Here is a 26,151-nt window from a genome sequence, read left to right as displayed (position 1 = left end):
AAGTGAAACAAATACATGAGGCAGGCATATAACTTACTTTACTTATTTCTCTTTCTCTTTTTTGGCGCGTTTACCGCCTGCTCACAGGCCGGCAGCAATGAAAAAAACGAAGCGGATGCAACAGGTGTAACAGGTGCTGATTTTCATTTTTCCGGTTTAACTCCCGAATCAAAATCTTATTATAAAGCCCGTATAGAAGCGGCCTATCATACTATATTGGGTCCCAATTTCAATGGCAGTATCCTGGTGGCCAAAAACGGGGAAATCATTTTTGAAGATTATAAAGGCTATGCCGATTTCAGGGATAAAACACCCATAACCGCCAATACCCCATTTCACCTGGCTTCTATTTCTAAAACCTTTACGGGCACCACTGTGCTGAAACTGTGGCAGCAGGGCCGTTTATCGCTGGACGATACCCTGCAAAAGTTTTTTCCTACGCTTCCTTACCCCGGCATTTCGGTGCGCATGTTGTTAAGCCACCGCAGCGGTTTACCCAACTACCTCTATTTTTTCGATTCGTGCTGGAATAAAAAAGTGAAAGCCTCCAATGAGGATGTACTCAATTTTATGGTGCAGCACAAACCGCGTTTAGATAACCAGCCCAACAGAAACTTCCATTACTGCAATACCAATTATGTACTGCTGGCCATGATTGTGGAAAAGATCACCGGTATGAATTACCCGCAGTATATGAAGGACAGTGTATTCACCCCCCTGGGCATGTCACATACTTTTGTATTCTCAGCTAAAGACACCAGCCAGTACGTGCCTACTTATATAGGCAACCGTCCTTACCCGATGGATCACCTGGATTGCACCTACGGCGATAAAAATATTTACAGCACTGTACAGGATATGTTTTTATGGGATAAAGCCCTGTATCAGCACACCTTTGTTTCGGCCGCTACCCTCGACAGCGCTTTTACACCACAAAGCCTGGAAAAACGCAGCATGCACAATTATGGGCTGGGCTGGCGTTTGTTCACCAATGCCGGCGACACCATCATTTACCACAATGGCAAATGGCATGGCAGCAACACTTCCTTTACACGCATGGTGCAGGATACTGCCACCATTATTGTGCTGGGTAATAAGTACAACCGTATGATATACCAGTCGAAACGTATGGCAGATATATTTACCGGCGGTCACGATATTAATAAACTGGAAGAATAAGTTTTGGTGTATTTTACTTACTGATTGTAAGGAATACACGCATGAAACTATTATCGGCACAGCAAATACAGCAATGGGATGCCTATACCATTGCATCTCTTTCCATATCATCCACCGACCTGATGGAAACGGCCGCCAAAGCCTGCTGTAACTGGCTTATACAGCAAGCACCAGAACAGCAAACTATCCGTATATTCTGTGGCAAAGGCAATAATGGCGGCGATGGACTGGCCATAGCCCGCTTACTGCTGGAAAAAGGTATACACAGCGAGGTGTACATACTGGAACAAGGTTCTGCCGGCACACCCGATTTTCAAACCAACCTGCAACGGTTACATAAGCTGAGTACTGCTATTCATTATATACAAGACAGTAGCTTTTTTCCTGTTATCCATTCCACCGACATACTTATTGATGCGCTTTACGGTTCGGGACTTAACCGCCCCCTGCAAGGGTTACCGCAACAACTGGTAACCCATATGAACAACTCCCCTGCCACCATATGTGCTATAGATGTGCCCAGTGGCATGTACATACAAGGCTCTTCCAAAGGCAACACCATCATACAAGCCAGCCATACACTTACTTTTCAGTCACTGAAACTGTGCTTTATGCTGGCAGAAAACGCCGCCTTTTGTGGCAACGTGCAGGTGTTACATATAGGGCTGAACAGCCAGTTTCCCGAAACAGTAACCACCAGCTGGGAGGTAACTACCACCGCAGCCATAGCACAACTCTACCAACCCCGCAACGCCTTTAGCCACAAAGGCAGTTTTGGTCATGCCTTGCTGGTAGCCGGCAGCCACGGCAAAACCGGTGCCGCCGTGCTGGCTGCACGCGCCTGTTTGCGCAGTGGCATTGGCCTGTTAACCGTGCATGTGCCCGATAGCGGCTACACGATTATACAAAGCTCAGTTCCCGAAGCGATGTGTATTACTACCCTGCAACAAAGCGATGCCGGTAAATATGCATGCATAGGTGCAGGCCCCGGTATGGGCACCGAACAAACAGCGGTGCAACTGCTGGATAGTTTATTACAATGGAACGCTGATAAGCCCCTGGTGCTGGATGCAGATGCCTTAAACATTATCAGCACACATCCCGAATGGCTTAGCCGCCTGCCCGCAGGATCGGTGCTAACACCCCATCCTAAAGAGTTTGACCGTTTGTTTGGGCCACATAATAATAATGAATATGAACGGTTGGAAAAGGCCCTGGCCATTACCATGCAATGGCCGCTGGTAATAGTATTAAAAGGACATCATACCCTGGTTGCGAGTGAAGGCAAAGGCTACTTTAACACTACCGGCAATGCCGGAATGGCCACAGGCGGCAGTGGCGATGTGCTTACCGGTATCATTACCAGTTTATTGTCGCAATATAAAAATGGATTAACGGCTGCCCGGCTGGGTGTGTATTTACATGGTTTAGCCGCCGATTTGTCGCTGGATTTGCAAAGTGAAGAGAGTTTATTGCCCTCGGATATTATCCGAAACATGGGTAAAGCCTTCCATTGGGTACATCGCTCAAAAAAAGAGGCTTAGGAATAAGCCTCTTTTGTAACCCTTCATAAACAATCCATACCCCTATGGATAGTTATTTTATCGTTTCCGATGGAACGAAATTAAAAAAAAATTAAAAAATTAAAAACTCCTTAAAGCCTTTTTCACATTTCTTTCTGCTTTTAATCGGTGAATGCTATCATTTCCAGTGGTTTTCCCTCTTTTTTTTATTAACTTTCTTTTTTAACACCTATTAATTCACTTTCTGACATTTCTTGCTCATGGAAAAAAACTTATTTATGCTGGTGCCTTTAATGGGCATCATTGGACTCTTGTACACTCTCATCAAATTTAAATGGGTATCTAAACAGGAAGCTGGCAGCAGTCATATGGTGCAGATAAGCCAGTATATAGCAGAAGGCGCTATGGCTTTTCTAAAAGCAGAATGGAAGGTGCTGTCTTATTTCGTTGTTATTGTAGCATTACTGCTGGGGGTGATGGCCCAAAGCAATCCCAATAGCAGCTGGTTAATAGCGGTAGCCTTTGTTATTGGTGCTGTAAGCAGTGCCGTGGCAGGGTATATTGGAATGAAAATAGCCACCAAAGCCAATGTACGCACCACCCACGCAGCGCGTACCAGTTTATCCAAGGCCCTGCAGGTATCGTTTACCGGCGGTTCGGTAATGGGCCTGGGCGTAGCTGGTTTGGCCGTGTTGGGTTTGGGTGGTTTATACCTGGTGTTTAAAGAAATATTTGCTCCCGGCGCTGCCGCCAATTCTATTGAAATGGTGCGCACTATTGAAGTATTGACCGGCTTTTCACTCGGAGCAGAATCTATAGCCCTGTTTGCCCGTGTGGGTGGCGGCATTTACACCAAAGCCGCTGATGTGGGGGCCGATCTGGTAGGCAAAGTAGAAGCAGGTATTCCCGAAGATGACCCGCGCAACCCCGCTACCATTGCCGACAACGTAGGCGATAATGTGGGTGACGTGGCTGGTATGGGTGCTGATTTATTTGGTTCGTATGTAGCCACGGTACTGGCCACTATGGTACTGGGCCAGGAAACCATTTCGCAGGACAATTTTGGCGGTTTTGCCCCTATCCTGTTGCCTATGCTCATTGCAGGCTCAGGCATTATCTTTTCTATACTGGGCACCTTCTTTGTTCGCATCAGCGACAGTGCGGGTGTAAGCACGCAAAGCGTGCAAAAAGCTCTGAACATGGGCAACTGGGGTTCCATTGTATTAACCGCCTTGGCCTGTATAGGACTGGTAGGTTATATATTACCGGAAACCATGACGCTCAGAGGCCTGGAGTTTACCAAATGGGGGGTACTGGGCGCAATTGGTGTAGGCTTACTGGTAGGCACTTTAATGAGTATTATTACCGAGTATTATACCGCTATGGGTAAAAGACCCGTGTTAAGCATTATACGCAAATCGGCCACAGGGCACGCTACCAATGTTATCGGCGGCCTGGCAGTGGGTATGGAAAGTACTACGTTACCCATACTGGTGCTGGCTGGTGGCATCTGGGGCAGCTATGCTTGTGCCGGTTTGTACGGCGTGGCTATAGCAGCGGCCGGCATGATGGCCACCACGGCAATGCAGCTGGCTATTGACGCCTTTGGCCCTATAGCCGATAACGCCGGTGGTATTGCCGAAATGTGTGAACTACCTAAAGAAGTTCGTGAAAAAACGGATGTGCTGGATGCCGTGGGCAACACCACTGCCGCTACGGGTAAAGGCTTTGCCATTGCCTCTGCTGCCTTAACCTCCCTTGCCTTGTTCGCCGCCTTTGTGGGTGTGGCAGGTATTTCAGGTATCGACATTTACAAAGCCAATGTACTTGCCTGCTTGTTTGTAGGCGCTATGATTCCTTTTATCTTCTCCTCATTAGCCATTCGTGCCGTAGGTGATGCCGCCATGGCGATGGTGGAAGAAGTACGCCGCCAGTTTAAAACCATTCCCGGTATTATGGAAGGTACCGGCAAGCCGGAATACGAAAAGTGCGTGGCCATATCTACCGAAGCGTCTATTAAAAAAATGATGCTGCCCGGTGCTATAGCCATTATCTCCCCCTTGCTTATTGGCTTCGTTATGGGACCAGAATCGCTGGGCGGCTTTCTGGCAGGGGCTACCGTAAGTGGCGTTTTAATGGGTATGTTTCAGAATAATGCTGGTGGTGCATGGGACAACGCTAAAAAAAGCTTTGAGAAAGGCGTAGTAATCAACGGCGAAACCTTTTACAAAAAATCAGAGCCGCACAAAGCTTCTGTAACCGGCGACACCGTAGGTGATCCTTTTAAAGACACTTCCGGCCCATCCATGAACATCCTTATTAAACTCATGTCTATTGTATCCCTGGTAATAGCGCCAACGCTGGCCCAGGTACATCATACCAAACCAACAGAAAGCGTAAAAGCTAAAACACCTCCAGTAACCAGGGTTATCATACACAAATCATAACACCATCTATTCACCGGAATAAAGTGGTAAGTGACAGAGATATTTAAGTAAAATAATCCTGCGCTTACCACTTTTTAATTTCTGCATTTTATATTCGCCGCATCAAATTGAGATATGAAAAACGTTGTCCTGATGCTGGCAACAGCAATTACTTTGTACGCCTGCCAACCATCCGAAGCCAGCAAACAGCCGGAGAAAAAACCAGAGCCCGTGTTTGCCACTCCGCCCATTTCCGAAACCCGCCAGCAGGTGAACAGTAAAGCCGTGGCCACCTACACCACCAAAGTAAAAGACGAGCTTAACGACTGGCACTTTACGGTAGAAGCATTTGAAACTGCCCAAACTTTCACCTACAAGCTCAAAATCACCTACCAGGAAATACACGAAACCGACACTATCACCATTCCCAATTTTGGTATAGAACCTACTGTGCAGCTGAAAAAAGGCCCATCGCAGTATTCCTGCATTATCGGCTTCTTAAACAAGGAGAAACAGTTTTTGCCTTACAAGCAGGTAGAAGCCAAAGGAGAAAAACTGAAAATGACCACTTTACAACACTACTCAGTAGCCACCTACGTAAAATAAGCTTTGACCTGTTTTTAACGTTTGTTTTTTTGCTTTTTAATTAGATTTGTTACGAAATAGTTCGTAACATGGGAAACGTTAAAAGCACAAAACCTACAGAAGGGGAACTGGAAATACTGCAAATACTCTGGAGCAAGGGAGAGGCAACTGTGCGCGAAGTACACGAAGAACTGAGCGTGCATAAAGAAAGTGGCTACACCACTACGCTGAAGCTGATGCAGATTATGTTTGAGAAAGGCATTGTAATTCGTGACGACAGCAGTAAAACCCATATTTACCAGGCCAATATTACCCGCGACAATACGCAGAAGCAAATGCTGGGCAAAATGGTGAAATCCCTTTTTGGCGGCAGCACCAGCCAGCTGGTAATGCAGGCATTGGGCAACAGCAATAATGCACCTTCCCGCGAAGAGCTGGATGAAATTCAGCGTATACTGGACGATCTTAAGAAACAATAAAACAAGAAAGGTATGCAGGCACTGTCCCACTCTCCTTTTTTACAGGCTTTGGGTTATGCTATTGCAAACAGCTTTTGGCAAATTGCATTGCTGTGGCTGATTGTAGTGGTGCTAAACGGTGTGGTAAAATCCACTGCCGCTGCCCGGTATATCCTGGCGCTTACCGCCCAGCTGGCAGGCTTTGCCTGGTTCATCATTACCTTTCGTGTATATTATAATAAGTGTGCCGAGGCCCTCAGCACTTTGCAGCTGTTGCAGCTGCCTTCTTCTTACTTCACTCAATCCGGCACTGTTAACAGCAGCAACTGGATGCAATGGATTCTTAAAATAGAGCAATTGCTACCCTTTTTGTCGGTAGCCTATTTGTGTTTATTAGTATTCCTGGGCATTAAATGGAGCCGCAGTTATATACAGGCACAACAAATACGACACTCCGGGCTGGAAAAAATAGCTCCTGAATGGCGTGTGTTTGTACAGCAGGCCGCTTTGCACCTGGGCATTAAAGCACAGGTACATATCTATCTCTCTTCCCTGGTGAAAAGCCCGCTTACCGCAGGCTTTTTAAAACCGGTGATATTGGTGCCCCTGGCCAGCATCAACCATTTAACCTCCGAACAAATGGAAGCAGTGATACTGCACGAGCTGGCACATATCAAGCGCGCCGACTACCTCATTCATCTGCTACAAACAGTAATAGAAATCACTTTATTCTTTAACCCCTTCACACGCCTGCTAAGCACTTTAATTCATAAAGAAAGGGAAAACAGTTGTGATGATTGGGTATTGCAGTTTCAGTACAATCCTTCCATGTATGCACAGGCTCTGCTAAACATAGCACGCCTGCAACAGCAACCCGTACTGGCCATGCCCGCCACTGGCCACAAAGGTGATTTGCTGGCACGGGTAAAGCGAATGCTGAACAAGCAAGAGCATGAGTTTGATTATAAAAGACATTTATCTGCCCTGTTGTTAATGACGGGTATATTAGTAGCGGTGGCCTGGTTATCACCAGCCAGTAGCACTACTTTGCAGGTCAGCGCCACACAACAGGCAGCCCTGCCACAACAACAGGTAGAGATAGAGCCGATCAGTGTTTCGGTAAAAAATCCATTGTTTAGCCCGGTGTTCTTTTTATCCTCCGCACCGAAGCCAGGCAATTCAAAAGCAATTCGTAAAATTTCAGCACCTGCCCCACCCGCAACTCCGAATGCACCAGACACGCTGCAGGCGCCTCCACCACCAGCAATGCCCGACGCGCCTGCTGTGATAACAGTAGCTACAGATGACCAACCCGGCACTGTGCATTTTATAAGAACGGTAATGTCAGTACCCGGCAATCCGGCATCACGTCCCGGTCGCCGCGCACCCGAAATGAACCCGGAACATGGCATGGGCATGATTCATATTTTTGGCGCTTTTGAGCCACGGAGAATAAAAGTGCACCCTCCTTTTTTGATAGACGAGCCTGATTTCCTGCCACGTTTTAAAAGAGGTGGTCGTGGACATATGGACTTACCGCCTTCTCCTGTAATGGCTATGTCCAAACAAATTACTCCCGCTATGGTACTGGAAAGGATGTTGCATAATGGCAACGACAGCACTAACCAGCTGCTGATAGCCAGCATTGCGCAGGCCAGCAATAGTGCCGACTCTATGGTAATACTGCGCCAGTTTTATAAAAACACCTGGCAACAGCAGTTTAAACAACACCGCGCGCAGATAGAAACAGAAAACCGCGGAAAAAAACTGCAACACTGGGCTTTTTATAATCCCGTATATATTGAAAGCAATAACGGGGAAGCTTTCATAGAAGTAAAACAAACAGAAAACAATGCCCCCGGCACAGCTACTAAGGATAGCAGCACAATTACAGGTAACAGCAAAGAACTCACTCGTTATCAATATCATAACGGCGATGTAACTATAACCATTGTCAATGTAAAAAGAAAGCAGGTAGAGAAGGTAAAAGCAGCAGCACTAAACGCTGCCAGCATAACACAAAACGATTAAACCGGTTAGCTTACTTCTTTTCCCAAACCGTTTACCAGATATTTCGCGGACACCAATCGCCGTAAGAGTTGCCTAAAGCAAATCCAATGATAATTTCGTGGGTACCACTACTTACGCTGTTCAATTTGGAAGTAATATAATCGTACGAATAGCTGATGTTTATTTTAGGATTGATGTTAGCGCCCAGCATTACACCAAAGCCATCTTTAAAACGATAATTGATTCCCGTCCACATAACATCCTGCCACTGCAGTTTAGCATTTAAGTCTAAGCTGATGGGCGTAGGCGAAATGTATTTCACCATTAAAGAAGGTAACAGACTTATTTCTTCTGTAAGAAAAGTCATAAATCCGGTGGTGGCAAAAAGGTGTGGCAATTGTGCACTCTGTTTTACAATCCTGTCTCCGTTCAACTCGCCGTTATTGAATCCAACACCCTGTGGAACGATATTCTGTGCAGATACACCTGCAAAGAAACAAGCAGAATACAACCATATACCCGCATTAAAATCCGGACGCATGCGGTTTATGTAACCACTGCTGGCAACAGACGGATCTATAGGATACTGCTCGCCAAAATCCAGTTTGCCTGCATCCAGTCTCATTTGCTGGAAACCAGCCGAAATGCCCATACTGATATTAGTAGTAGGCGATAATCCTAAGTGATAAGAAATGGTACCATAACCGGAAAGACGGTTCATAGGTCCCGTGCGGTCATTGATCATGGTAAACCCTACCCCGGTATGCGATTCAGGCGCTTCATACTCAGCCCAGTAGTTTCGTCCCCTGGGATTTTCGCCCGACATATGCGTACTGGTAATCGTTTGCCTGTCGTAATCGCTTTTATGTAATGGACTGTGAACAGTAATGTAAGAAGTTACGGGTGCACCATTTATTCCAACCCATTGGTGTCGGTGGCTAAGTTTTACATCAACATAGTTTTCAATACCCGCTACTGCCGGGTTAATAATGAAACTATTTAAAATATACTGGGTGTATTGGGGACGCTGCTGCGCATGCACTTGCATTGTGCATACAAGTAACATTGCCGCAGCCAATAGGCTTTTCATATTTTAAAAGTAAACAATCTGTTTCCCGGCCTGCATCCCTTGTACTAGGGACTGTCTAAAAAAACAGCATGGATAACTTACTAAAAATGAGCTTGTTCGCAGCTAAAAAAGTGCTGTTGGTCCTGCACAGAACAGCAAATCAAGGATACTTAGGTTGGGCTGGTATCCAATTCTATCTTCAAACATCTGGTAGTAAGGCGAAACCAGCTCCGGTGATTGCTGATAATTATTCGGTCGAATTGCATTGCGGGCATCCGTAATACCGTCACCGGTATACTCAGGCACATAATCGCTGGTTTCTCCTATCGTTACTTTCAGCTTACACACCTTTTTTAACCAGGTGATGATTTCCAGGTTGGCTTCGAATAGATATTCGTGTTGTTTGGTTAACAGGCTTTCTACCCCCGGTGCAAAATACTCAAAGAAGGGTGCCTTCTGATAGCAGGAGGTAATAGTACGCCAATGCTGCACCTGCCAGTTTTGTGTATGGTCTATTTTCAGTTGCTTATATAATACCTTCTGGTCACGCCCGTTCACCAGCGGAACAGATAAATTAATTACACCATTACTACCCGCTACCACACAACGGTTACGAAAACTGTTCTTTTGAAAGTTTTCACATGCTTCAAAATTAACATATGTATGTGTTGACAACATTTTCATGTAGCTAACACACGGAAAATAATGATTATCAATAACTAATGTTGTTTCCATTTGACATCTCCCTTATTATTCAAATGGCTTTGCCGGCAAGAAGAAATCAGCCCGAAACAGGCTATTTTCAGGTAGACTTAAAACATAGTAAAATGACTATAACCATTAATAACCAACAACTTATTCTATTTCACTACTGCCAACAATTTTAGCCTCAGCTTTTTAGTGTTGCTGTTGGCACTATTCTACTCTTTTTAGCAAAGCCCGGCAGGAAAAAAGGGCAGTTACCTCCCCTTCTTTCCTGTTATGGCTGCGAAAATAAGTAAATCTATATGCCTGGGGGCAAATTGGCGGAGAATGCTGTTTTATTCACGTTTCAGGTTTTTAACCGGATTGGCCACAGCTGCTTTGATGGCCTGTATGCTGATGGTGCCCAGGGCAATTGCCACAGACGCGGCGCCTGCTGCAACAAACACCCACCCGCTCAGTGATATGCGATAAGCATAAGCCGACAGCCATTGGTGCATGGTCCACGCCGCCAGGGGAAACGCAATCAGGCACGATACCATCACCAGCTTTATAAACTCACCCCACAGCAAAACGGCAATTCCGGCATTGGTAGCCCCCAGCACTTTGCGAATACCAATTTCGCGGGTGCGGCGTTCGGCGGTATAGGAAGCCAGGCCAAACAGCCCCAGGCAGGAAATGAGAATAGCCAGGCTGGCAAAAACACGCGACAGTTTGCTTACCAGCATCTCACCGTCGAAATAACTGTTAAAGGAATCATCCACAAAGGTGTAATCGAAAGGATAATCCGGGTTGTTTCTTTTCATTACTCCTTCAATAGCCGCCAGCGACTTTTCTACCGGCGCAGTGGCTTTGGTTCGCACGTATAATGCCCGGGCATCGCCCCGCAAACCATAAAACACCACCGGGGCCGATGATTTGTACATATCACCATACACATAATCTTTTACTACGCCCACCACCCGCATCTGCATGATATGCCCTGCCTCATCTACCGGCAGGGTAAGCAAACTCCCTATCGCATCCCTGGTTTCCATCAATTTTTCCATTGATTGGGTTATTACCACATTCAGCATGCTGGTGCTGTCTGCCTTTTTCTCTACATCGGCCAGGTTGGCCATGTCGCCCTCATTAATACCTCTGCCACTGGATAGTTCAATGCCCACGGTGGCAAAATATTCAGGGGTAATCATCCTTTGCGAAATCACTACACGGGTATCGGGCTTTTTGCCCGGCCAGCCAATACTGGTAGTGTTATTACCATCGGCCAGTATATAATGGTTGAGTAAAGCAGCATTTTCTATCATGCCCGTATTGAGCAATTCCTGTTTAATTACCGGAAAACTACGTTCCATATTCCCCTGTATGGGCACACATACCAGGTTGTTTTTATTAAATCCCAGGTTTCGGTTTTTAACATGTTGTATCTGGCGATAGATGATAACAGTAGCGATAATAAGAATAATGGAAACGGAAAATTGCACCACCACCAGGCTTTTGCGCAAAAAAGCAGCACTGCCCGCCTTGGCTTTCATACCTTTTAATATAAAAACCGGATTAAAAGACGACAGGTAAAAAGAAGGATAACTGCCGGCGAACACACCGCATATCAATGTTAAACCCAACAGCACCCATATATGCTGTGGCTGGTTCAACCCCAGACTCAGGTGTTTTTCTACCAGCATATTAAAAGCTGGTAACAGCATTACCATTACCCCAATAGCCAGCAAGGCTGCTACCATAGCCATAAAAACGGCTTCACTGGTAAACTGCAAGATTAAACTGCCGCGGGCGGCGCCCAGCACTTTACGCACGCCTACCTCCCTCGCCCTTTTTTCGCTACGGGCTGTGGCCAGATTCATAAAGTTGATGCAGGCTATCAGTAATATAATCCAGGCTATTACGGTAAACAGCCTTACAAATTCTATACGTCCGCCACCGCTTGGTTTGCCATTGGCAAAACTGCTGTACAGCCGCCATTGCTTCATAGCAAACAAAAAGAAATGGATACCGGAATTATCTCCTTTGGTTTGTAAATAAGTCAACAGTTGTTTATTCACTGCGCCAACATTGGCTTTCTCTGCTAATTGCACATAGGTACGGGTACCAAAGTCCCCCCAGTTTTGAATATAGGGGTTGCTTTGCGCATATAAGGGAAAGGGCATCAGCCATTCAAACTTAAAACTGCTGTTTTCGGGTGGGTCTTTCACTACACCAGTTACCGTAAAGTTGTCTTTATTATCTATCCGAACTGTTTTACCAACTACCTCTCCTGCATTTCCAAAAATTTTCCTGGCTGCCGACTCGGTTATTACCACTGAATATAATTGTGTAAAAGCATTTTTGACATTGCCTTGCACAAAAGGCAGAGTGAACATGCTGAAAACAGAGGAATCGGCATAGCGCCCTGATACATACAGGTGCTGGTTTCCGGTGGCAAACAGCAACGATGTATTGTCTTCTGTTGTTCTACAGGTGTTGGCAATGCCTGGCACCTCCGCTTTCAACGATGGCCCTAACAATCCTGGCGTGGAAGTATGTGTAAAAATACCGGCATCTACTTTGGAATTGGTTTTCACTACATACAGGTGGTTATAGTTCGCATTGTGCTTGTTATAATTCAACTCACTTTCCACCCATAAAAAAATGAAACCGGCACAGGCTATCCCAATGGCTAAGCCAAAGATGTTTAAAAAGCTGTACGTTTTGTTTTGCCTGATGCTGCGAAATCCATTTTTCCAGTAAGTAGCCAACATAATATTGCAGTTTGCTAAAGAAAACGAAATGTAATGCCAAAACCAATATAACCTATAAGTGACTGATAGCCATCCTACCCCGACCAACAATTGTGCACCTATACTTTTTCAACTGCCTTAAAACGTACACCCGTTGTATCAAAAACGAACAACCTGTTCAACATACAGCTTATAAACTCCTAATCAGCAAACAGTTATAAAAGCGGTACTTTTTTGGCACCCTGCTTAGCGCTATATTGCTTTTGTTGAATAACCATACTCCTTGCATGTTATGTTTATAAACTATCTGAAAATTGCCTGGCGCAACCTTATAAAAAACAAAACCTACACATTCATTAACCTGTTTGGCTTAATCACGGGTATTACCTGCTGCTTATTAATAGGCTTGTATATTCATCATGAACTCAGCTTTGATAAATTCCAGGCAAAAGGCAATCGCATTGTGCGGGTGATTATGGAATATAGTGCTCCGGGTAGCGAAGCCAGCAAAGGCAACTTCACCAGCGCCCGGGTGTTTCCGGTGTTTGCCCAAAACTTTCCGGAAATAGAATCCGGAACAAGAATGTATGAATCCAATCCGGTTATTACCTGTGAAAACGGAGATCAGTTTAATGAAGACCATTTACTGTTTACCGACTCTACCTATTTCCGGATGTTTAATGCTACTATGTTACAGGGCAACCCCCAAACCGCTTTAAATGGTCCGTTCAAAATGATATTGACCGCCTCTACGGCACAGCGTTACTTTGGCACCACCCAGGTAATGGGCAAAGTAGTAAAAGTAGGCGCCAGCGCCATCCCTTATGAAATTACCGGTGTAATAGCCGATAATCCAACCAACTCACAGATACAGTTTAACAGCCTGGCCTCTTTTTCTTCCCGTAATAGAAAAAACGAAGAAAAGAATTACTGGAATGCCAACTACACCACGTACTTTCTGGTAAAAAAGCCGGAACAAATAGCCGCTTTGCAACAAAAGATACCTGCATTTATGCGTAAAGAAATGCAGGGCGAAAACTCCATTATTAACTTTTACCTCGAACCTTTTAACAGCATACACCTGCATTCGCCTTACGATGCTTATGCACCCAACACCAGCATTACTTATATATACATTATTACCGCTATAGCCTTGCTTATTCTGGCTATTGCCTGCTTTACTTATATTAACCTGAGCACCGCACGTTCTATGGAACGTGCGAAAGAAGTGGGTATACGCAAGGTTTCCGGTGCATTACGTCAGCAAATTTTCTGGCAGTTCATTTACGAATCCTTTATCCTGTGCCTGCTGGCTTTGCTGGTAAGCATAGCACTTGTATACCTGGTGCTGCCCTCTTTTAACAACCTCACCGGTAACCGGCTGGCTATAAAAGAAATACTCACCCCTTCTATCCTGGGCTATATTTTATTTGTGGTAACCATACTGGGATTACTGGCAGGCGGCTATCCTGCCCTGGTATTGTCCGGCTTTCAACCGGTTGCCATTTTAAAAGGTGTTTTCAAAAACTATGGCAAAGGAGCAGCCTTGCGTAAAACACTCATCGTGTTCCAGTTTGTTATTTCCATATTCCTCATCATTGCCACCATCATCGTACAAAAGCAATTGCATTTTATACAACATACCCGTTTGGGGTACGATCGTGAGCATGTATTAGTATTGAACACCGATCAGAAAATATACGATAAGGGACAAACTTTTAAAGATGCTTTTCTCGCCTGCCCCGATATTAAAAATGTATCTATTTCGGCAGACGCCCCTAACCAGATAAGTGGTGGTTATGAAATGCGCTCCGCTACCATGCCCGAAACATCAGAAATAAATGTGACCGCTTCGGAAATTGACGAAAACTATCTTGCTACCAACGGCATCAAAATTTTGTATGGCGAGAACATCAACCAACAAGACATCAAAGACATTAAGCGGGACACTGTAAGCGAAAAAAATTTTAAATTCATTTTGAACGAAACCGCTGCCCGTGCATTAGGCTGGAAACCTTCGGAAGCCGTTGGCAAAAGAATGTTTGTATACTCCACACGTCCGGGTATAGTGAAGGCAGTAGTGCAGGATTTCCATTTTCAATCGCTGCACACCCCTATCAAACCACTGGTGTTGTTTCCGGGCGACTGGGGCAACAGGATGATGGTAAAAGTAAGCGGGCAGCATATGCCGGAAACCATCCGCTTTATGCAGGAGCAATGGAAGAAACTTGCGCCACACCGCCCTTTTCAGTATCATTTCCTGGATGAAGACTATAACCACATGTATCAGTCCGAAACCCGGCTGGGTTCGCTGGTGAATATATTTGCGGGCATCGCCATTGTGCTGGCCTGTTTAGGTTTGCTGGGCTTGTCTTCTTATGCCGTACAGCAACGCAGTAAAGAAATAAGTGTGCGCAAAGTACTGGGTGCTTCCGTTACCGGCTTAACCAGCCTGCTTTCTAAAAACTTTTTGCAACTGGTACTACTCAGCTTTATAGTAGCAGCACCACTGGCCTGGTTAACCATGCACTATTGGTTACAGGGTTATGCCTACCGTATTACTATCAGCTGGTGGATATTTGTACTGGCAGGAACCGCCGCAGTTGTTATAGCACTGGTTACTGTAGCTTCACAAACATTAAAAGCCGCTGTTCAAAGCCCTGTAAAGAATTTAAAGAACGATTAAGCATACATAAACGGCCCGCTCACTGGCGGGCCGTTTTACACGCTAAACACTCCTATAAAAACTACTCATCACTCTTATGAACGTCTTCCCCAACCGTTTCCATTGTTTCCTCTGTAATCGCCACCACCACGTTGTTGCGGCTGGCGGTCGGGCTGATGGTTAAAATGGTTGTTACCATTGTTAAAGGCATTGCCGTTAGGTTGTTGATGGTTAAAAGGCATATCCTCACCTCTCATACCCACTATTCTTCTGTTACGAAAATCCATTCCTCTAAAACGGCCGGGCATTTCAGCACCTCTTCTCCAATTGGCCCCATCCCGGTATATATACATCCTTTCGTTGGTGGAGTAATAACAATCGGCATCAGGTATATAATAATAATCCGAATGGGGTGTATTGCTATAGCTGATCCAGGCAGGCAGGGCGTTACCAATATTTATATTCACATTGAATCGAACCTGAGCGCTGGCAGAATAGCTAAATATCAGGCTACTGATGGCTACTGCTGAGAGAACGATTAACTTTTTCATCTTGTTTGCTTTTATACTGTAAGTATTTCAAAGCAAATGCCAGCCGTAGTTAAAGAGGAAATGCTGCTACACAGCGGGGGAATGTGTGTACCAACCCGTAAAATGTTGCGATAAACCGCCGTTTTACGGGTAAAACGGCGGTTGTAATATGTTAATGTGTTTAGCTAACTCCGTTGTTCTATCCAAAACCACACTTTGGCCACTACTACAGTAGTTACAAAAGGCAGTATAAACAACAGCAGATATGCTATGGGTTGCATCCACATCAGAAAGTCGCTCAACAGGTGAAACACCTGGATGGTTAAAGCAAACGAAGCAGTGATAAACAAAAACAACTTCCAGAAAGCGGCCTTGGTTTGTTTACGGATGAAAAAGCAGTATACGCTTATCAATATCACCCAGAAAACAAGCAACAGTATTCTTTGCCCTTCCATTATATCTTTTGTTTACGCACAAATGATGTAGCCACTATTATAGAAGTAATAGCCACCGCAAAGCCCGCCACCGGTATCATTTTTACCGATCCGGCCACGGCCACATTATGCGCCACCGCCAAAGCCAGCAACAATCCTATATATTTTGTAAACTCTTTGCCAAATACCAGGTACATCAGCGAAATAATAAACAGTCCATCAGCGGTGGCAATAGGATACACATAAATCATGCTGTCGTAACTATACTTATCCGAATACAGTTTCAGTAACTGTAAAAAATAATAGATCAGTAAATAGATATTCGCCAGGAAGTAAACAAATACACCAAACTTCTTCGTCATCGGGTACTAATTAAAATTTATTCTGCAGATTCTTTTTTCAAGCCTGATAAGCCTATTCCCAGTCCTACTTCAAATTGCTGTCCATAGCCCTGTTTGTTGTTGGTAACATAGCTGAAGTTAATTTCACCTCCTATGCTCTTTAACATCAATCCCACTGTACCGGTAATATTACCGGTGTTTTGCCAGATAGCACTGGCGTGCACGGTTTTATCATAGGTAAACTGCGCACCTCCTCCTATTATGCTGCTGGCTTTGGTAAAAAAGCGGGCAGCCACCAGTGGCTTCAATTCTATTTGTTTATTATCTGCCGGTTGCCAGGCATAAGAAGCCATCAGGTTCATCGTTTCCTGGTTAGCCGGGTTACTGTTTACATCGGGAAACCATTGGCGCAAATTAAAAGCAGCCGCGCTAAAAGCAAATCCTTTAAACTGGTAGGTAGCGCCAAAATCGCCATCTGCTTTCCAGCCCTGTTCGTTAAACTGCTTGGCGCCTGCATCTACTACGCCGCCATCAATAATAGCCGAGCCATCCAGTTGCTGACGAAAAGCGCTTAACGAAAAGCCCAGGCGCACGGCATGGTTCTCGCCCGCCAGTTTTATTTTATAAGCATAGCTGAATTTGGCATAAGAACGTTTTAACACACCACTTTTATCGTTGGCCAGCTGAATGCCCGCTCCCGAGCTTTTACCAAAGTTCATATCGCCCGAAAGCTGCACCAGTGTGGGTGCACCGTCAAAGCCTATCCAGCTGCGGTTTACCAGGGCGTATACAAAAGGTTGTTCCTGTGCACCCGCATAAGCGGGGTTGGCCAGGTAGGTATTGCGGTAAAAACGCGCTACCGGATTATTATAATACAGCTGCGCCTTGCCGGGTAAGGCAAGCGCAGCACTGAATAAGAATGTAAAACCCGCTATATATTTTTTCATCACTATCAGGTATTCGTTATGGATTAATGCACAATGGTAACAGTTCCTTTTTTCACTACCCTGCCTTGCACGGTAAACACATACATATACGTGTCGGCTGCTAACAGCACACCATTATTGGTGCCGCCCCAGCTATTATCGTAGTTATGCTTTTCATACAGTTTCTTACCATTGCGGTCAAATACACTTAACACATTATCCGGGTAAGCCAGCACATTGTCAATAATAAACTGATCGTTTACGCCATCTCCGTTAGGTGTTATCACCGAACGGGCACTTACTTTAAACTCTTCTGTTACCTGTATGGAAATAGTGTCAGACGCTTCACAACCTTTATCGTCCGTTACAGTAGCCGTGTACAAGGTATTTTCCAGCGGAGTAGCTACCGGCGTGGTGCTTAACGGATTGTCCAGCGAGGTAGCGGGGGTCCAGTAAGTACTGGCTATAGCCCCATTGCTGGTAACGGTTAATTGAGTGCTGCCACCTTTGGTAATGAGCTGACCAGCTGCGCTGCTCAGTGTTAACTCAGGTAATGCGTTCACTGTTACTTCCACGTTATCAGAAGTATCCACACAGCCATTGGTAGTAGTTACTATCAGGCCATAGCTGCCTGCTTTCCCTGCATTGAAAACATTGGAAGTAGCACCTGCAATAGCGGCACCATTCAGTAACCACTGGTTGATAATGTTACTGCTGGAAGTGAGTTTTACACTGCTGCCTTCACAAATAGCCAGTGATCCGTCTGCTGTTATAGCAGCGGTGGGCAATTCATATACTGTCACCTGCTTCAGATCAGAAACGACCGAACATCCATTGTTGTTTACAGTAACGGAATACCCTCCTGCTGCATTTACCGTAAGTGTTTTACTGGTAGCACCATTAATAGCTCCACCGTTTTTCATCCATTGATTATTGGCAGTGGCAGAAGAAGTCAGCACCACATTACCCCCTGCACAAAATCCCAGTGCTCCGTTGGCTGTGATAGAAGGAAGGGCAGGTATGGTATTCACCACAATAGTAGTAGTGGCTTTGTTTACACAGGTGCCTGCACCAAAAGTATAGGTTACAGTATAACTGCCTGCCTGGCTGGTAGCCAGGTTTACAGCGCCTGTAGTTGCATTAATAGCCAATCCGGTTAAAGCACTGTAAGCTCCTCCGGTTTCACCGGTCTGGTAAACAGCAGCGGAACCGGTAGCACAATAAGGACTTCCAATATAAGAAACAGTAGCCACCGGCAATGCTTTCACCGTAACACTGGTGGTAGTAGCATCGCCACAGGTGCCATTGCTAAACTGGTATTTTACGGTATAAGTACCCGGTGTGCTGCCCGCAAGATTAATAGTGCCGGTAGCCGCATCGATTGATAAGCCGGTGGTGGAGCTGAACGTGCCACCAGTAACACCGGTAAGGGTTACCATAGCCGTACCTGAAATACAATAAGGGCTACCTGCATAAGAGATAGTAGCCACTGGCAACGCCTTCACCATCACCTCTTTGGTTACTACGGTAGAACAGGCGCCATTAGAATAACTATAGGAAATAGTAACCGAACCTGCTGCCACACCTGTTACCAGGCCTGTATTGCTTACAGTGGCAATGGTAGCATCCCCCGTACTCCAGCTACCGCCTACTGTGGTATTGCTTAATTGGGTGGTACTTCCTGTGCAAATACTGCCATTGCCTTTAATAGAATCTACATAAGGGAAAGACTCTACATATACGGTAATATCCGTTTTACTTACGCAACTTCCATTGGTAATAGTATAGGAGAGCGTGATATAGCCAGGCGTTACTCCGGTAACCGAACCGGTAGCAGCGTTTACAGTAGCGATGCTGGTATTGTTACTGGCCCATACACCCCCTGTAGTACCGTTGGTATATACCTGGGTGGCGCCTGCACATACTTTAGTGTTGCCGGAAATAGCAGTTACCTTTTTCAGGTCTACCACCACTACAGTATCGGAAGTGGTGCTTAAGCAGGAGTTATTATCAATTACCGTATAGTTTACCACATAGGTACCCGCAGTGCTGTTGGCCAGGTTAATGGCTCCTGTTTCACTGTTGATATCCAGTCCTGAAGCTGCATTATAAATACCGCCAGTTGCCCCTGTTTGTGTTACAGCAGCAGCGCCGGAAGGACAATAAGGACTTCCCGCATAATCAATGGTCACTTTCGAAGGCGCACTAATGGTAACCAAAGCCGTAGCAGTGCCCGTACAGTTTAATCCTTTATACACATAACGCACATTATAAGTGCCTTGTAAACTGGTTTCCAGATCAATTAAACCCGAGCCTTTATCTACTACCAGCCCGGTGCCGCCACTGTATTCCCCATTGGTAATACCGGATGTGGTTACGGGTGCATAACCAGATGCACAGAAAACAGACTGGCCATAGGATATAGCGGTAGCCTGATCGGTAGCCATATTGATATATAACACCATAGTATTTGAAGCAGTGCCGTCAGATACCTGTAATGTCAAAGAATCCAGCCCCGCATATCCTGTTTCAGGAGTATAATAAGCTGCCGGGCTAATATTGCTGCCGGTAGTTACTATCGACACCGGAATACCGGTAACGGTACCATGCTTCGGGTTAGCAACAATGCTCCAGCTAAGTGTTTGTCCGTTATCCGGATCGGATGTTTCCAGTCCTTTGGAAATGCTGGCCTGGGTACTATTGGTACAAACTGCCAGTGTAGCGCCACCATACAGGAACGCCGGAGCCGTATTAGCCCATTTTACCGGTGCTGCATGGGCTATTATACAAAGATTTACCAGCATGCACAACAGCAAAAACAAGCGCTTACTGCGCCAAAAATTACTTGTTAACATAGTATAGAGATGGTTGTATAAGTTCATATATCGGGATTAGGCTACCAGTTTTCCGGAGTCACATGCATCTACACAACCAAAGCGTTGGAATAACTGGTGAGAAAATTACAGCAAGTTTTTACAGATGATAAGGGTGAGGAACAGTATACCGGGATGCGGCAAGCTTTGTCATTGCCATCCGTTGAAAGTGGGGTAAATTTAATACCATAATCATCTGTTTTTTAGGGGTTGGGCATCTACATGCCTTTTTTAAAATCCTGCTTCTTGCGAATGTAGGGCGATTTCATAGTATCCCCATCATGTTCAGGCAGGCAAAAGCCGGCTTCCCCCTTATTTATCCCTTACTTTTTCAACGCTATACACATAAGTGGATAAAAAACAAGACAAGTTTCCCGTTCTCCCCCATTATCCACCTAGCTTTATTCCCTCACTTTCTCCCTAATGAGCACTTGTTGAACAATAAACCTAAACCCATATGCTTAAAGCACTCACATTTATTGCCGCCTTATTCCTGGCCAGCCTTTCTCACGCACAAAACATACGCAATAGTTCAGGTACAATTGCAGAAGTAAGCAGTGATGGTGTCATCAGAGTGAACGGCTACTCGGTTGGCCGTATCACCAGTAGCGGCGCTATCATCCGGAAGGGTTCCACTATTGGTTCTTTAAGCAGCAGTGGCTCTGTGTCTGCCAGTGGCCGTGGCACCGTAGGCAAAATTGATAGTGATGGCACCATTCGCGACGGTGGAGGTAGCAGCATTGGCTATATAAAAGACAACGACAACAACACCATTCGCGACAAATCATATTCATCCGTTGGTAGCACAGGTGGTGTAAAAAAAGAATGGGCGGCTATCGTGTTCTTCTTCTTCAAATTTGAATAGGCCGGGCTTACAACAAAAGAAGCTGCTCCAATGAAGGAACAGCTTCTGCAAACGGGGTTAAGATGTAAATGAAGCATTAAGAACGTCTGCCGTTTCTGTGATCATTGCGGTGATCATTCCTTCTGTCATCAAATCGGCCACCACCCTGCGGGCGACCATGTTGGTTGTCAAAACGCTCGTTGGCGCGGGCATATCCCATCCTGTTTTCTGTATGGTGCAGGTAAGGTCTGTCCTGTCCATGTATGCCTATCACTCTTCTGTTTCTAAAATCAAAGTTCCTGTAACGGCCGGGTAAGTTGGGGCCTTTCATCCAACGGTTGCCATCGCGGTATACATATACCCTTTCTCTTACATTATAATAACATTCGGCATCAGGAATATAATAATAATCTGCAGCGTCGTTGTTTACAATCCAGGCAGGCTGTGCGCCTACGTTGAGGTTTACATGAAAGCTTACCTGTGCCTGGGCAGTGTTACCTAAAACGATGCTGCTGATAGCTATTGCGGAAAGAACGATTATCTTTTTCATATTGCTTTTGTTTTATACTGTAGATATTTCAAAGCAGATGCCATCGGTAGTTAAAAGCTTTTTTCTGCTACTTACCGCTTTTTTATACAGATGAACAGGGCATTTATTGCGACAAACCGCGTTTCGCTCCCTTTATTTTTGGTAGGGCTTTTGATTGTATTAACAAAAACACACCCTATGATAGAAATACTAACAGATGTGCCCGGTAATGTAGCCGGCTTTCGTGCCGTGGGCGAAGTAACCAAAGATGATTTTCAAACCACCGTGCTGCCTAAAGTAGATGAAGTGGTGATCAGTACCGGCGAGCTCAATTACCTGATGATCATCGACACGCCTTTAAGTAACTGGACCTACGGGGCCTGGGTACAGGATGCCTTGCTGGGCATACAGGAAATCACCAAATGGAACCGTGCCGCTATTGTTACCGACTCAGAAGCATTAAATCAGTTTACAGACATCTTTAGTATACTGGTGCCAGGTACTTTCCGGGGCTTTTTGCCAGAACAATTACCCGAAGCAGTGGAATGGGTAGCTACCGGTAAAAAAGCCATTTAAAAAGGTATGGTTATTGCAGATAAAGTGACCATTTACCAGGCTATTTAATTGTAAAAGAGCTGATTATACATGAAACACTTTATCTGCAACCTTAGCATCCTGTACCTGTTCCTTCCTGCCTTTAGCATTGCCCAAACCCCTCCACCCGAAGTAGCCCGTGATATTTCTGATGCCGGCTATGTTTTCACCGGTGCCTATGCCCCTGTGCAGCAACAGGGCGTTCTCCATTTTATTGATACCAATGGCGTGGTGGCCTTTGACAATATACTACAGCAGTTTAATGCTATTACCGGCATTGACAGTGATGGCAACTATATAGAAAATCCCAAACAGGTACTTTACCTGGTAGAGCAGCAACAGAAAAAAGGCATCACCACACGCCTGGGCCAATGGCTGGTGCCTCCTGTATATGACCAGGTAGACATCCAGGACAGGCGCTTTTTTGTGTGTCAGTTAAACAACGCGCTTACCTGGTATGATAACCATGGCGCAAGGCTGGTCCCGGAAAAGTATACTGATATGGGTTATCTCGACGGCAATTACTTTGAAGTAAAAGAAAACGGACTGTGGGGACTTTACAGTAAAACAGAAAACCGGTTGGTGCTACCCTGCACTTATCAGCAATTCGATTTTTGTGGCGGTTGTGAACGTGCGGGCAACTATGTAATGGCAATGCAAAACGGCAAGTGGGGCGCCATAGACTTTGCCGGCAATGTTCTGGTGCCTTTTTTATACGATCACCAGCATATGAATATGCGAAGTGATGAATGGATACTCAGCTTTACCCGTAACGATAAACAGTATATCATCAACGTAACCAGCGGCAGGGAATTTCCGGTGGATAACCTGGACGAGAATTATGTGCTGCACAATGGCTTTCTGGTATGGACCAACACTGCGAAAAAAGCAGGCTTAATAAGCCCCTCCGGTAAACAGGTGTTACCCAATGTGTATTCCCAGGTAGATGAAGGGTTTCCCACATATACCGTTGCTGCCCTTCCGTATGTAACTATTAAAAAGAACAACTTATATGGCCTGGCCGATACCAACGGCATTGTTCTTATCCCTCCTTTTTCCGGAAAACCTTTACAGGTATACGATACCTCCACCATAGCCGGTTATACCAATGGACAATATTCTTTCTACAACCTGCAAGGCAAAAGAACAACCGATAAAACCTTTTCAGAGATCACCTGGATGCGCCAGCGCCAGGTGTTACAAGTGAAAAAGAATGGCAAGTATGGCATGTACCATCTGGCCACTCATACACTTACCCCTGTTGTTTATGATGATATGAATGAATTGGGCGGTGATGAAGATCCCCTGCCCTATATAAAGGTGTCTAAAAACAACCTGGCAGGCCTGTTGTCTGTTACCGGCAAAACTATCATACCACCGCTATATGAAGAGATCACCATCATCCATGCCGATGCAGGTATTTTTGAAGTGCAGAAAGGAGAATTCAGTGGTGTGTATGACAGCACCGGTAAAATCAGAATTCCCGTTCGTTACACTTACCTGCAAACCAATTACGCACGTGGTTTTATTAAAGCCGACAGGTACGATAAAAACGATCACCTCGTTAACACATTCTATAACATTGCCCGTGATTCTTTTGTAGTGAAAGATGCGCTAAGCATGGGAGGCATCAGTGCTCAAAAACAGTTGATACAGCAGAGCGATAGCAGTTATTCCATCCTGGATGTAAACACTTTTCAGCAAACACCTTTGTCCTGGCGCATTATTGATATCATTACCAATAATCAGCGTTTTCTGAAAGTAAAACAGCAATGGGAAAATAACTGGCAATTACTGGAAATATCTACCGGCAAAGTGTTACCAGATACCTGGTACTCTATTGAAGGTTGTGAAAACGGCATGTTCCGCGTTACAGACAGCAACCATCTATATGGTTATTTGAACAGCTACGGACAATTGGTTATGCCCTGCCGGTATACGAATGAAAGCCTGTTTACAGCCAATGGCATAGCCACTGTAACGGAAACAAAAGATAGCCACGAATACTATGGCTTTATAGATACCACAGGAAAGGCTATTACACCCGTTGAATATTACTTTGATGCTAATAGCCAGGTAGAAGATTATATCTATGGTAACTACCTGCTGCTGGTAAAAAATGAAGACGACGTGTTGATGGGCGTGGCTGACAATACCGGTAAAATATTGGTGCCCATACAATACAACCTTGTTTGGATAGATACTGCCCTACACCAGTTTCTGGTAAACAAGGATAAAAAATTTGGTGTCATCAACCACCAGGGGCAGTTTCTGTTACCGGCAATATATGACGACATGGTTCCTTCTTACATCAGCCGCCAGGCACACCATGTACAGCTCAGCTGGCCATTGCTTTGCCGCGATAAAGAAGTGCTCTATTATAAAAAAGAAAACGGCGACCGTTTGCCGGTAACCGTTACGCGTTTATTGAATAATTGGGAACAACCCTAGTTGCATTATACTGCTGCTACTTCCTGCATCATCACATTTTTGCGGATAGCAGCAGGATTCTTCGCTTTCTTTTTCTTTCCCCACCAGATGAGAAAACCACTTACCGGCAAAGTAGCAGCAAACAGGCTTACAAAAAGCGCTATCATTTTGGTAGGCCATCCAAACAAACTACCGGTATGAATAGGATAGATAATACGTCGTATCTGTGAGCCAGTGTTCAGTTTTTCAAACGGCTTCAACTGAATCTGCTCCCCTGTGCCTGCGTCAAACCAGGCAGTGCTGATACGGTTGGGTATAGCAGCCTCTTCATTGGTTTTAACCGTGTTAATGGCCAGGCTATCGTTTGGCGGTACATTGATAATAACCCTGCCGTTAAAAGGAAAGGCCTGGTTGGTAGCTGCCAGTGCTTTTTCATACACACCCACTCCCGCTTTTACTGCTATAGCGCTTTTGTTGGTCACCTTCTCCTGCTTCTCCGGTTTTGTGCCCGATAAGGTAAAAATCAGCCCATCCACCCATTGATAACTCCATACCAGCCCCGTTATAGAAATAGCCAGCAGGAAAAAAGCACTATAAAACCCCAGCACCGCGTGCCAGTCCCAGTTCACCCTTTTAAAAGAAGCGTCCCATTTAATACGAAACCTTTGTTTAATGGCATTTTTGTTGGCAGGCCACCACAGCACAATACCGCTGATAGTGAGAATAAAAAACATGCTGCACGAAATTCCTGTTATTACTTTACCCGTATCTCCCATCAGCAGGTACCGGTGCAAACTGGTTACTACCGCAAAAAAGCGGCTGTCGTAATTGCCTTTTCCCAGCACCTTACCCGTATAAGGGTTAACATACACCATTTTCATCCCTTTTTTACCTTTGCCAAAAGTTACCAGCACGCTGCGGTTGGCTTCAGCAAACACACGCACCTGACGCACAGGTATTTTGGGATATTCCTTTTTAGCCACTGCTATCAACTGGTCTACCGGTAAACGGGTTTCCTGTGGCTGCACAATTAATTCTTTGCGGTATAATATGGGCTCGAGTTCGTCTTCAAACACCAGTATGGAGCCTGTAAGTGCTACTACCAGCACCACCATCCCGGACGCCAGTCCCAGCCATAAATGTATCTGACCAAACAGTTTTTTAAGGGAAAACGACGAAGTACGGCGGGGGGACGACATGAAGCGAGTAATTTATGCCCGAAAATATTTCATCCCGGCCTGCCCCCCTTTTCGAAATCGGGAAAAATAGGCTAATAAATTCTTTTTCTTAATTTTATG

Annotated in this window: 20 protein-coding genes; 10 read left to right on the top strand and 10 right to left on the bottom strand. The window is 45.2% G+C overall.

From position 1 onward, the window contains the following. The first annotated feature begins 15 nt into the window (after positions 1-15). The 6 genes from FLA_RS10935 (at position 16) to FLA_RS10910 (ending at position 8,202) form a co-directional block, all read left to right on the top strand. The gene (locus tag FLA_RS10935; protein ID WP_076380501.1) at positions 16-1,179 is read left to right on the top strand and encodes a serine hydrolase domain-containing protein; all 1,164 of its coding nucleotides are present in this window, start codon (positions 16-18) and stop codon (positions 1,177-1,179) included. Between the two features lie 41 nt (positions 1,180-1,220). After that, positions 1,221-2,723, top strand: a complete 1,503-nt coding sequence (locus FLA_RS10930) for a bifunctional ADP-dependent NAD(P)H-hydrate dehydratase/NAD(P)H-hydrate epimerase (RefSeq protein WP_076380500.1) — start codon at positions 1,221-1,223, stop codon at positions 2,721-2,723. Positions 2,724-2,962: 239 nt separating this feature from the next. After that, positions 2,963-5,149 (top strand): sodium-translocating pyrophosphatase, encoded by a 2,187-nt coding sequence (locus FLA_RS10925; RefSeq protein WP_076380499.1) that lies wholly within the window; start codon positions 2,963-2,965, stop codon positions 5,147-5,149. 114 nt (positions 5,150-5,263) lie between these two features. Further along, positions 5,264-5,734 carry a hypothetical protein gene (locus FLA_RS10920; protein ID WP_096510924.1) on the top strand — a complete coding sequence of 157 codons (471 nt, stop codon included), beginning with the start codon at positions 5,264-5,266 and terminating at the stop codon, positions 5,732-5,734. A 68-nt stretch (positions 5,735-5,802) separates the two neighbouring features. Next, entirely contained in the window at positions 5,803-6,192 is a 390-nt protein-coding gene (locus FLA_RS10915) for a BlaI/MecI/CopY family transcriptional regulator (protein ID WP_076380497.1), read from the top strand. 12 nt (positions 6,193-6,204) lie between these two features. Further along, positions 6,205-8,202, top strand: a complete 1,998-nt coding sequence (locus FLA_RS10910) for a M56 family metallopeptidase (protein ID WP_076380496.1) — start codon at positions 6,205-6,207, stop codon at positions 8,200-8,202. Between the two features lie 31 nt (positions 8,203-8,233). On the opposite strand, the gene FLA_RS10905 is transcribed toward FLA_RS10910, so the two are convergent. From FLA_RS10905 to FLA_RS10895, 3 genes are all read right to left on the bottom strand, one after another. Further along, the gene (locus FLA_RS10905; protein WP_231940423.1) at positions 8,234-9,229 is read right to left on the bottom strand and encodes a PorP/SprF family type IX secretion system membrane protein; all 996 of its coding nucleotides are present in this window, start codon (positions 9,227-9,229) and stop codon (positions 8,234-8,236) included. A 144-nt stretch (positions 9,230-9,373) separates the two neighbouring features. Further along, positions 9,374-9,928, bottom strand: a complete 555-nt coding sequence (locus FLA_RS10900) for a WbqC family protein (protein ID WP_159445141.1) — start codon at positions 9,926-9,928, stop codon at positions 9,374-9,376. A 362-nt stretch (positions 9,929-10,290) separates the two neighbouring features. After that, on the bottom strand, positions 10,291-12,708 hold the full coding sequence (locus FLA_RS10895; RefSeq protein ID WP_076380493.1) for an ABC transporter permease: 2,418 nt from the start codon (positions 12,706-12,708) through the stop codon (positions 10,291-10,293). A gap of 271 nt (positions 12,709-12,979) precedes the next feature. Here FLA_RS10895 and FLA_RS10890 point away from each other — a divergent pair, with 271 nt between their 5' ends. Continuing rightward, positions 12,980-15,373 (top strand): ABC transporter permease, encoded by a 2,394-nt coding sequence (locus tag FLA_RS10890; protein ID WP_076380492.1) that lies wholly within the window; start codon positions 12,980-12,982, stop codon positions 15,371-15,373. Positions 15,374-15,447: 74 nt separating this feature from the next. Here the strand turns inward: FLA_RS10890 and FLA_RS10885 are convergent, their stop codons facing one another. From FLA_RS10885 to FLA_RS10865, 5 genes are all read right to left on the bottom strand, one after another. Continuing rightward, positions 15,448-15,903, bottom strand: a complete 456-nt coding sequence (locus FLA_RS10885; protein ID WP_076380491.1) for a hypothetical protein — start codon at positions 15,901-15,903, stop codon at positions 15,448-15,450. Between the two features lie 164 nt (positions 15,904-16,067). Further along, complete coding sequence (locus FLA_RS10880; RefSeq protein WP_076380490.1) at positions 16,068-16,337, bottom strand: hypothetical protein; 270 nt, start codon at positions 16,335-16,337, stop codon at positions 16,068-16,070. Next, positions 16,337-16,678 (bottom strand): hypothetical protein, encoded by a 342-nt coding sequence (locus FLA_RS10875; protein ID WP_076380489.1) that lies wholly within the window; start codon positions 16,676-16,678, stop codon positions 16,337-16,339. Before FLA_RS10875 ends, FLA_RS10880 begins: the two co-directional genes overlap by 1 nt. Before the next feature lie 17 nt (positions 16,679-16,695). After that, a complete protein-coding gene (locus tag FLA_RS10870) occupies positions 16,696-17,604 on the bottom strand; it encodes a PorP/SprF family type IX secretion system membrane protein (protein WP_076380488.1) in 909 nt (302 codons plus the stop codon). Positions 17,605-17,627: 23 nt separating this feature from the next. Then, the gene (locus tag FLA_RS10865; RefSeq protein WP_084206351.1) at positions 17,628-20,465 is read right to left on the bottom strand and encodes a gliding motility-associated C-terminal domain-containing protein; all 2,838 of its coding nucleotides are present in this window, start codon (positions 20,463-20,465) and stop codon (positions 17,628-17,630) included. 448 nt (positions 20,466-20,913) lie between these two features. Here FLA_RS10865 and FLA_RS10860 point away from each other — a divergent pair, with 448 nt between their 5' ends. Further along, positions 20,914-21,321, top strand: coding sequence for a 5-fold beta-flower protein (locus FLA_RS10860; protein ID WP_076380486.1), 408 nt, complete (start codon positions 20,914-20,916; stop codon positions 21,319-21,321). A 76-nt stretch (positions 21,322-21,397) separates the two neighbouring features. On the opposite strand, the gene FLA_RS10855 is transcribed toward FLA_RS10860, so the two are convergent. After that, a complete protein-coding gene (locus FLA_RS10855; protein ID WP_076380485.1) occupies positions 21,398-21,850 on the bottom strand; it encodes a hypothetical protein in 453 nt (150 codons plus the stop codon). A 177-nt stretch (positions 21,851-22,027) separates the two neighbouring features. On the opposite strand from FLA_RS10855, the gene FLA_RS10850 reads away from it, so the two are divergent. After that, a complete protein-coding gene (locus tag FLA_RS10850) occupies positions 22,028-22,405 on the top strand; it encodes a SpoIIAA family protein (RefSeq protein WP_076380611.1) in 378 nt (125 codons plus the stop codon). Between the two features lie 69 nt (positions 22,406-22,474). After that, positions 22,475-24,874: a WG repeat-containing protein gene (locus FLA_RS10845; protein ID WP_076380484.1), complete on the top strand. Its 2,400-nt coding sequence runs from the start codon at positions 22,475-22,477 to the stop codon at positions 24,872-24,874. A 5-nt stretch (positions 24,875-24,879) separates the two neighbouring features. Here FLA_RS10845 and FLA_RS10840 read toward each other — a convergent pair whose 3' ends face one another. Next, complete coding sequence (locus FLA_RS10840; protein ID WP_076380483.1) at positions 24,880-26,052, bottom strand: PepSY-associated TM helix domain-containing protein; 1,173 nt, start codon at positions 26,050-26,052, stop codon at positions 24,880-24,882. Positions 26,053-26,151 lie beyond the last annotated feature (99 nt).

This window comes from Filimonas lacunae, assembly GCF_002355595.1.
In the GTDB taxonomy this organism is placed as follows: domain Bacteria; phylum Bacteroidota; class Bacteroidia; order Chitinophagales; family Chitinophagaceae; genus Filimonas; species Filimonas lacunae.
This window is presented reverse-complemented; position numbering and strand designations above follow the sequence as displayed.

Coding starts and splice junctions, on each gene's coding strand:
- FLA_RS10935 (WP_076380501.1), top strand. CDS start 16: ATGAGGCAGGCATATAACTTACTTTACTTATTTCTCTTTCTCTTTTTT.
- FLA_RS10930 (WP_076380500.1), top strand. CDS start 1,221: ATGAAACTATTATCGGCACAGCAAATACAGCAATGGGATGCCTATACC.
- FLA_RS10925 (WP_076380499.1), top strand. CDS start 2,963: ATGGAAAAAAACTTATTTATGCTGGTGCCTTTAATGGGCATCATTGGA.
- FLA_RS10920 (WP_096510924.1), top strand. CDS start 5,264: ATGAAAAACGTTGTCCTGATGCTGGCAACAGCAATTACTTTGTACGCC.
- FLA_RS10915 (WP_076380497.1), top strand. CDS start 5,803: ATGGGAAACGTTAAAAGCACAAAACCTACAGAAGGGGAACTGGAAATA.
- FLA_RS10910 (WP_076380496.1), top strand. CDS start 6,205: ATGCAGGCACTGTCCCACTCTCCTTTTTTACAGGCTTTGGGTTATGCT.
- FLA_RS10905 (WP_231940423.1), bottom strand. CDS start 9,229: ATGCAAGTGCATGCGCAGCAGCGTCCCCAATACACCCAGTATATTTTA.
- FLA_RS10900 (WP_159445141.1), bottom strand. CDS start 9,928: ATGTTGTCAACACATACATATGTTAATTTTGAAGCATGTGAAAACTTT.
- FLA_RS10895 (WP_076380493.1), bottom strand. CDS start 12,708: ATGTTGGCTACTTACTGGAAAAATGGATTTCGCAGCATCAGGCAAAAC.
- FLA_RS10890 (WP_076380492.1), top strand. CDS start 12,980: ATGTTTATAAACTATCTGAAAATTGCCTGGCGCAACCTTATAAAAAAC.
- FLA_RS10885 (WP_076380491.1), bottom strand. CDS start 15,903: ATGAAAAAGTTAATCGTTCTCTCAGCAGTAGCCATCAGTAGCCTGATA.
- FLA_RS10880 (WP_076380490.1), bottom strand. CDS start 16,337: ATGGAAGGGCAAAGAATACTGTTGCTTGTTTTCTGGGTGATATTGATA.
- FLA_RS10875 (WP_076380489.1), bottom strand. CDS start 16,678: ATGACGAAGAAGTTTGGTGTATTTGTTTACTTCCTGGCGAATATCTAT.
- FLA_RS10870 (WP_076380488.1), bottom strand. CDS start 17,604: ATGAAAAAATATATAGCGGGTTTTACATTCTTATTCAGTGCTGCGCTT.
- FLA_RS10865 (WP_084206351.1), bottom strand. CDS start 20,465: ATGAACTTATACAACCATCTCTATACTATGTTAACAAGTAATTTTTGG.
- FLA_RS10860 (WP_076380486.1), top strand. CDS start 20,914: ATGCTTAAAGCACTCACATTTATTGCCGCCTTATTCCTGGCCAGCCTT.
- FLA_RS10855 (WP_076380485.1), bottom strand. CDS start 21,850: ATGAAAAAGATAATCGTTCTTTCCGCAATAGCTATCAGCAGCATCGTT.
- FLA_RS10850 (WP_076380611.1), top strand. CDS start 22,028: ATGATAGAAATACTAACAGATGTGCCCGGTAATGTAGCCGGCTTTCGT.
- FLA_RS10845 (WP_076380484.1), top strand. CDS start 22,475: ATGAAACACTTTATCTGCAACCTTAGCATCCTGTACCTGTTCCTTCCT.
- FLA_RS10840 (WP_076380483.1), bottom strand. CDS start 26,052: ATGTCGTCCCCCCGCCGTACTTCGTCGTTTTCCCTTAAAAAACTGTTT.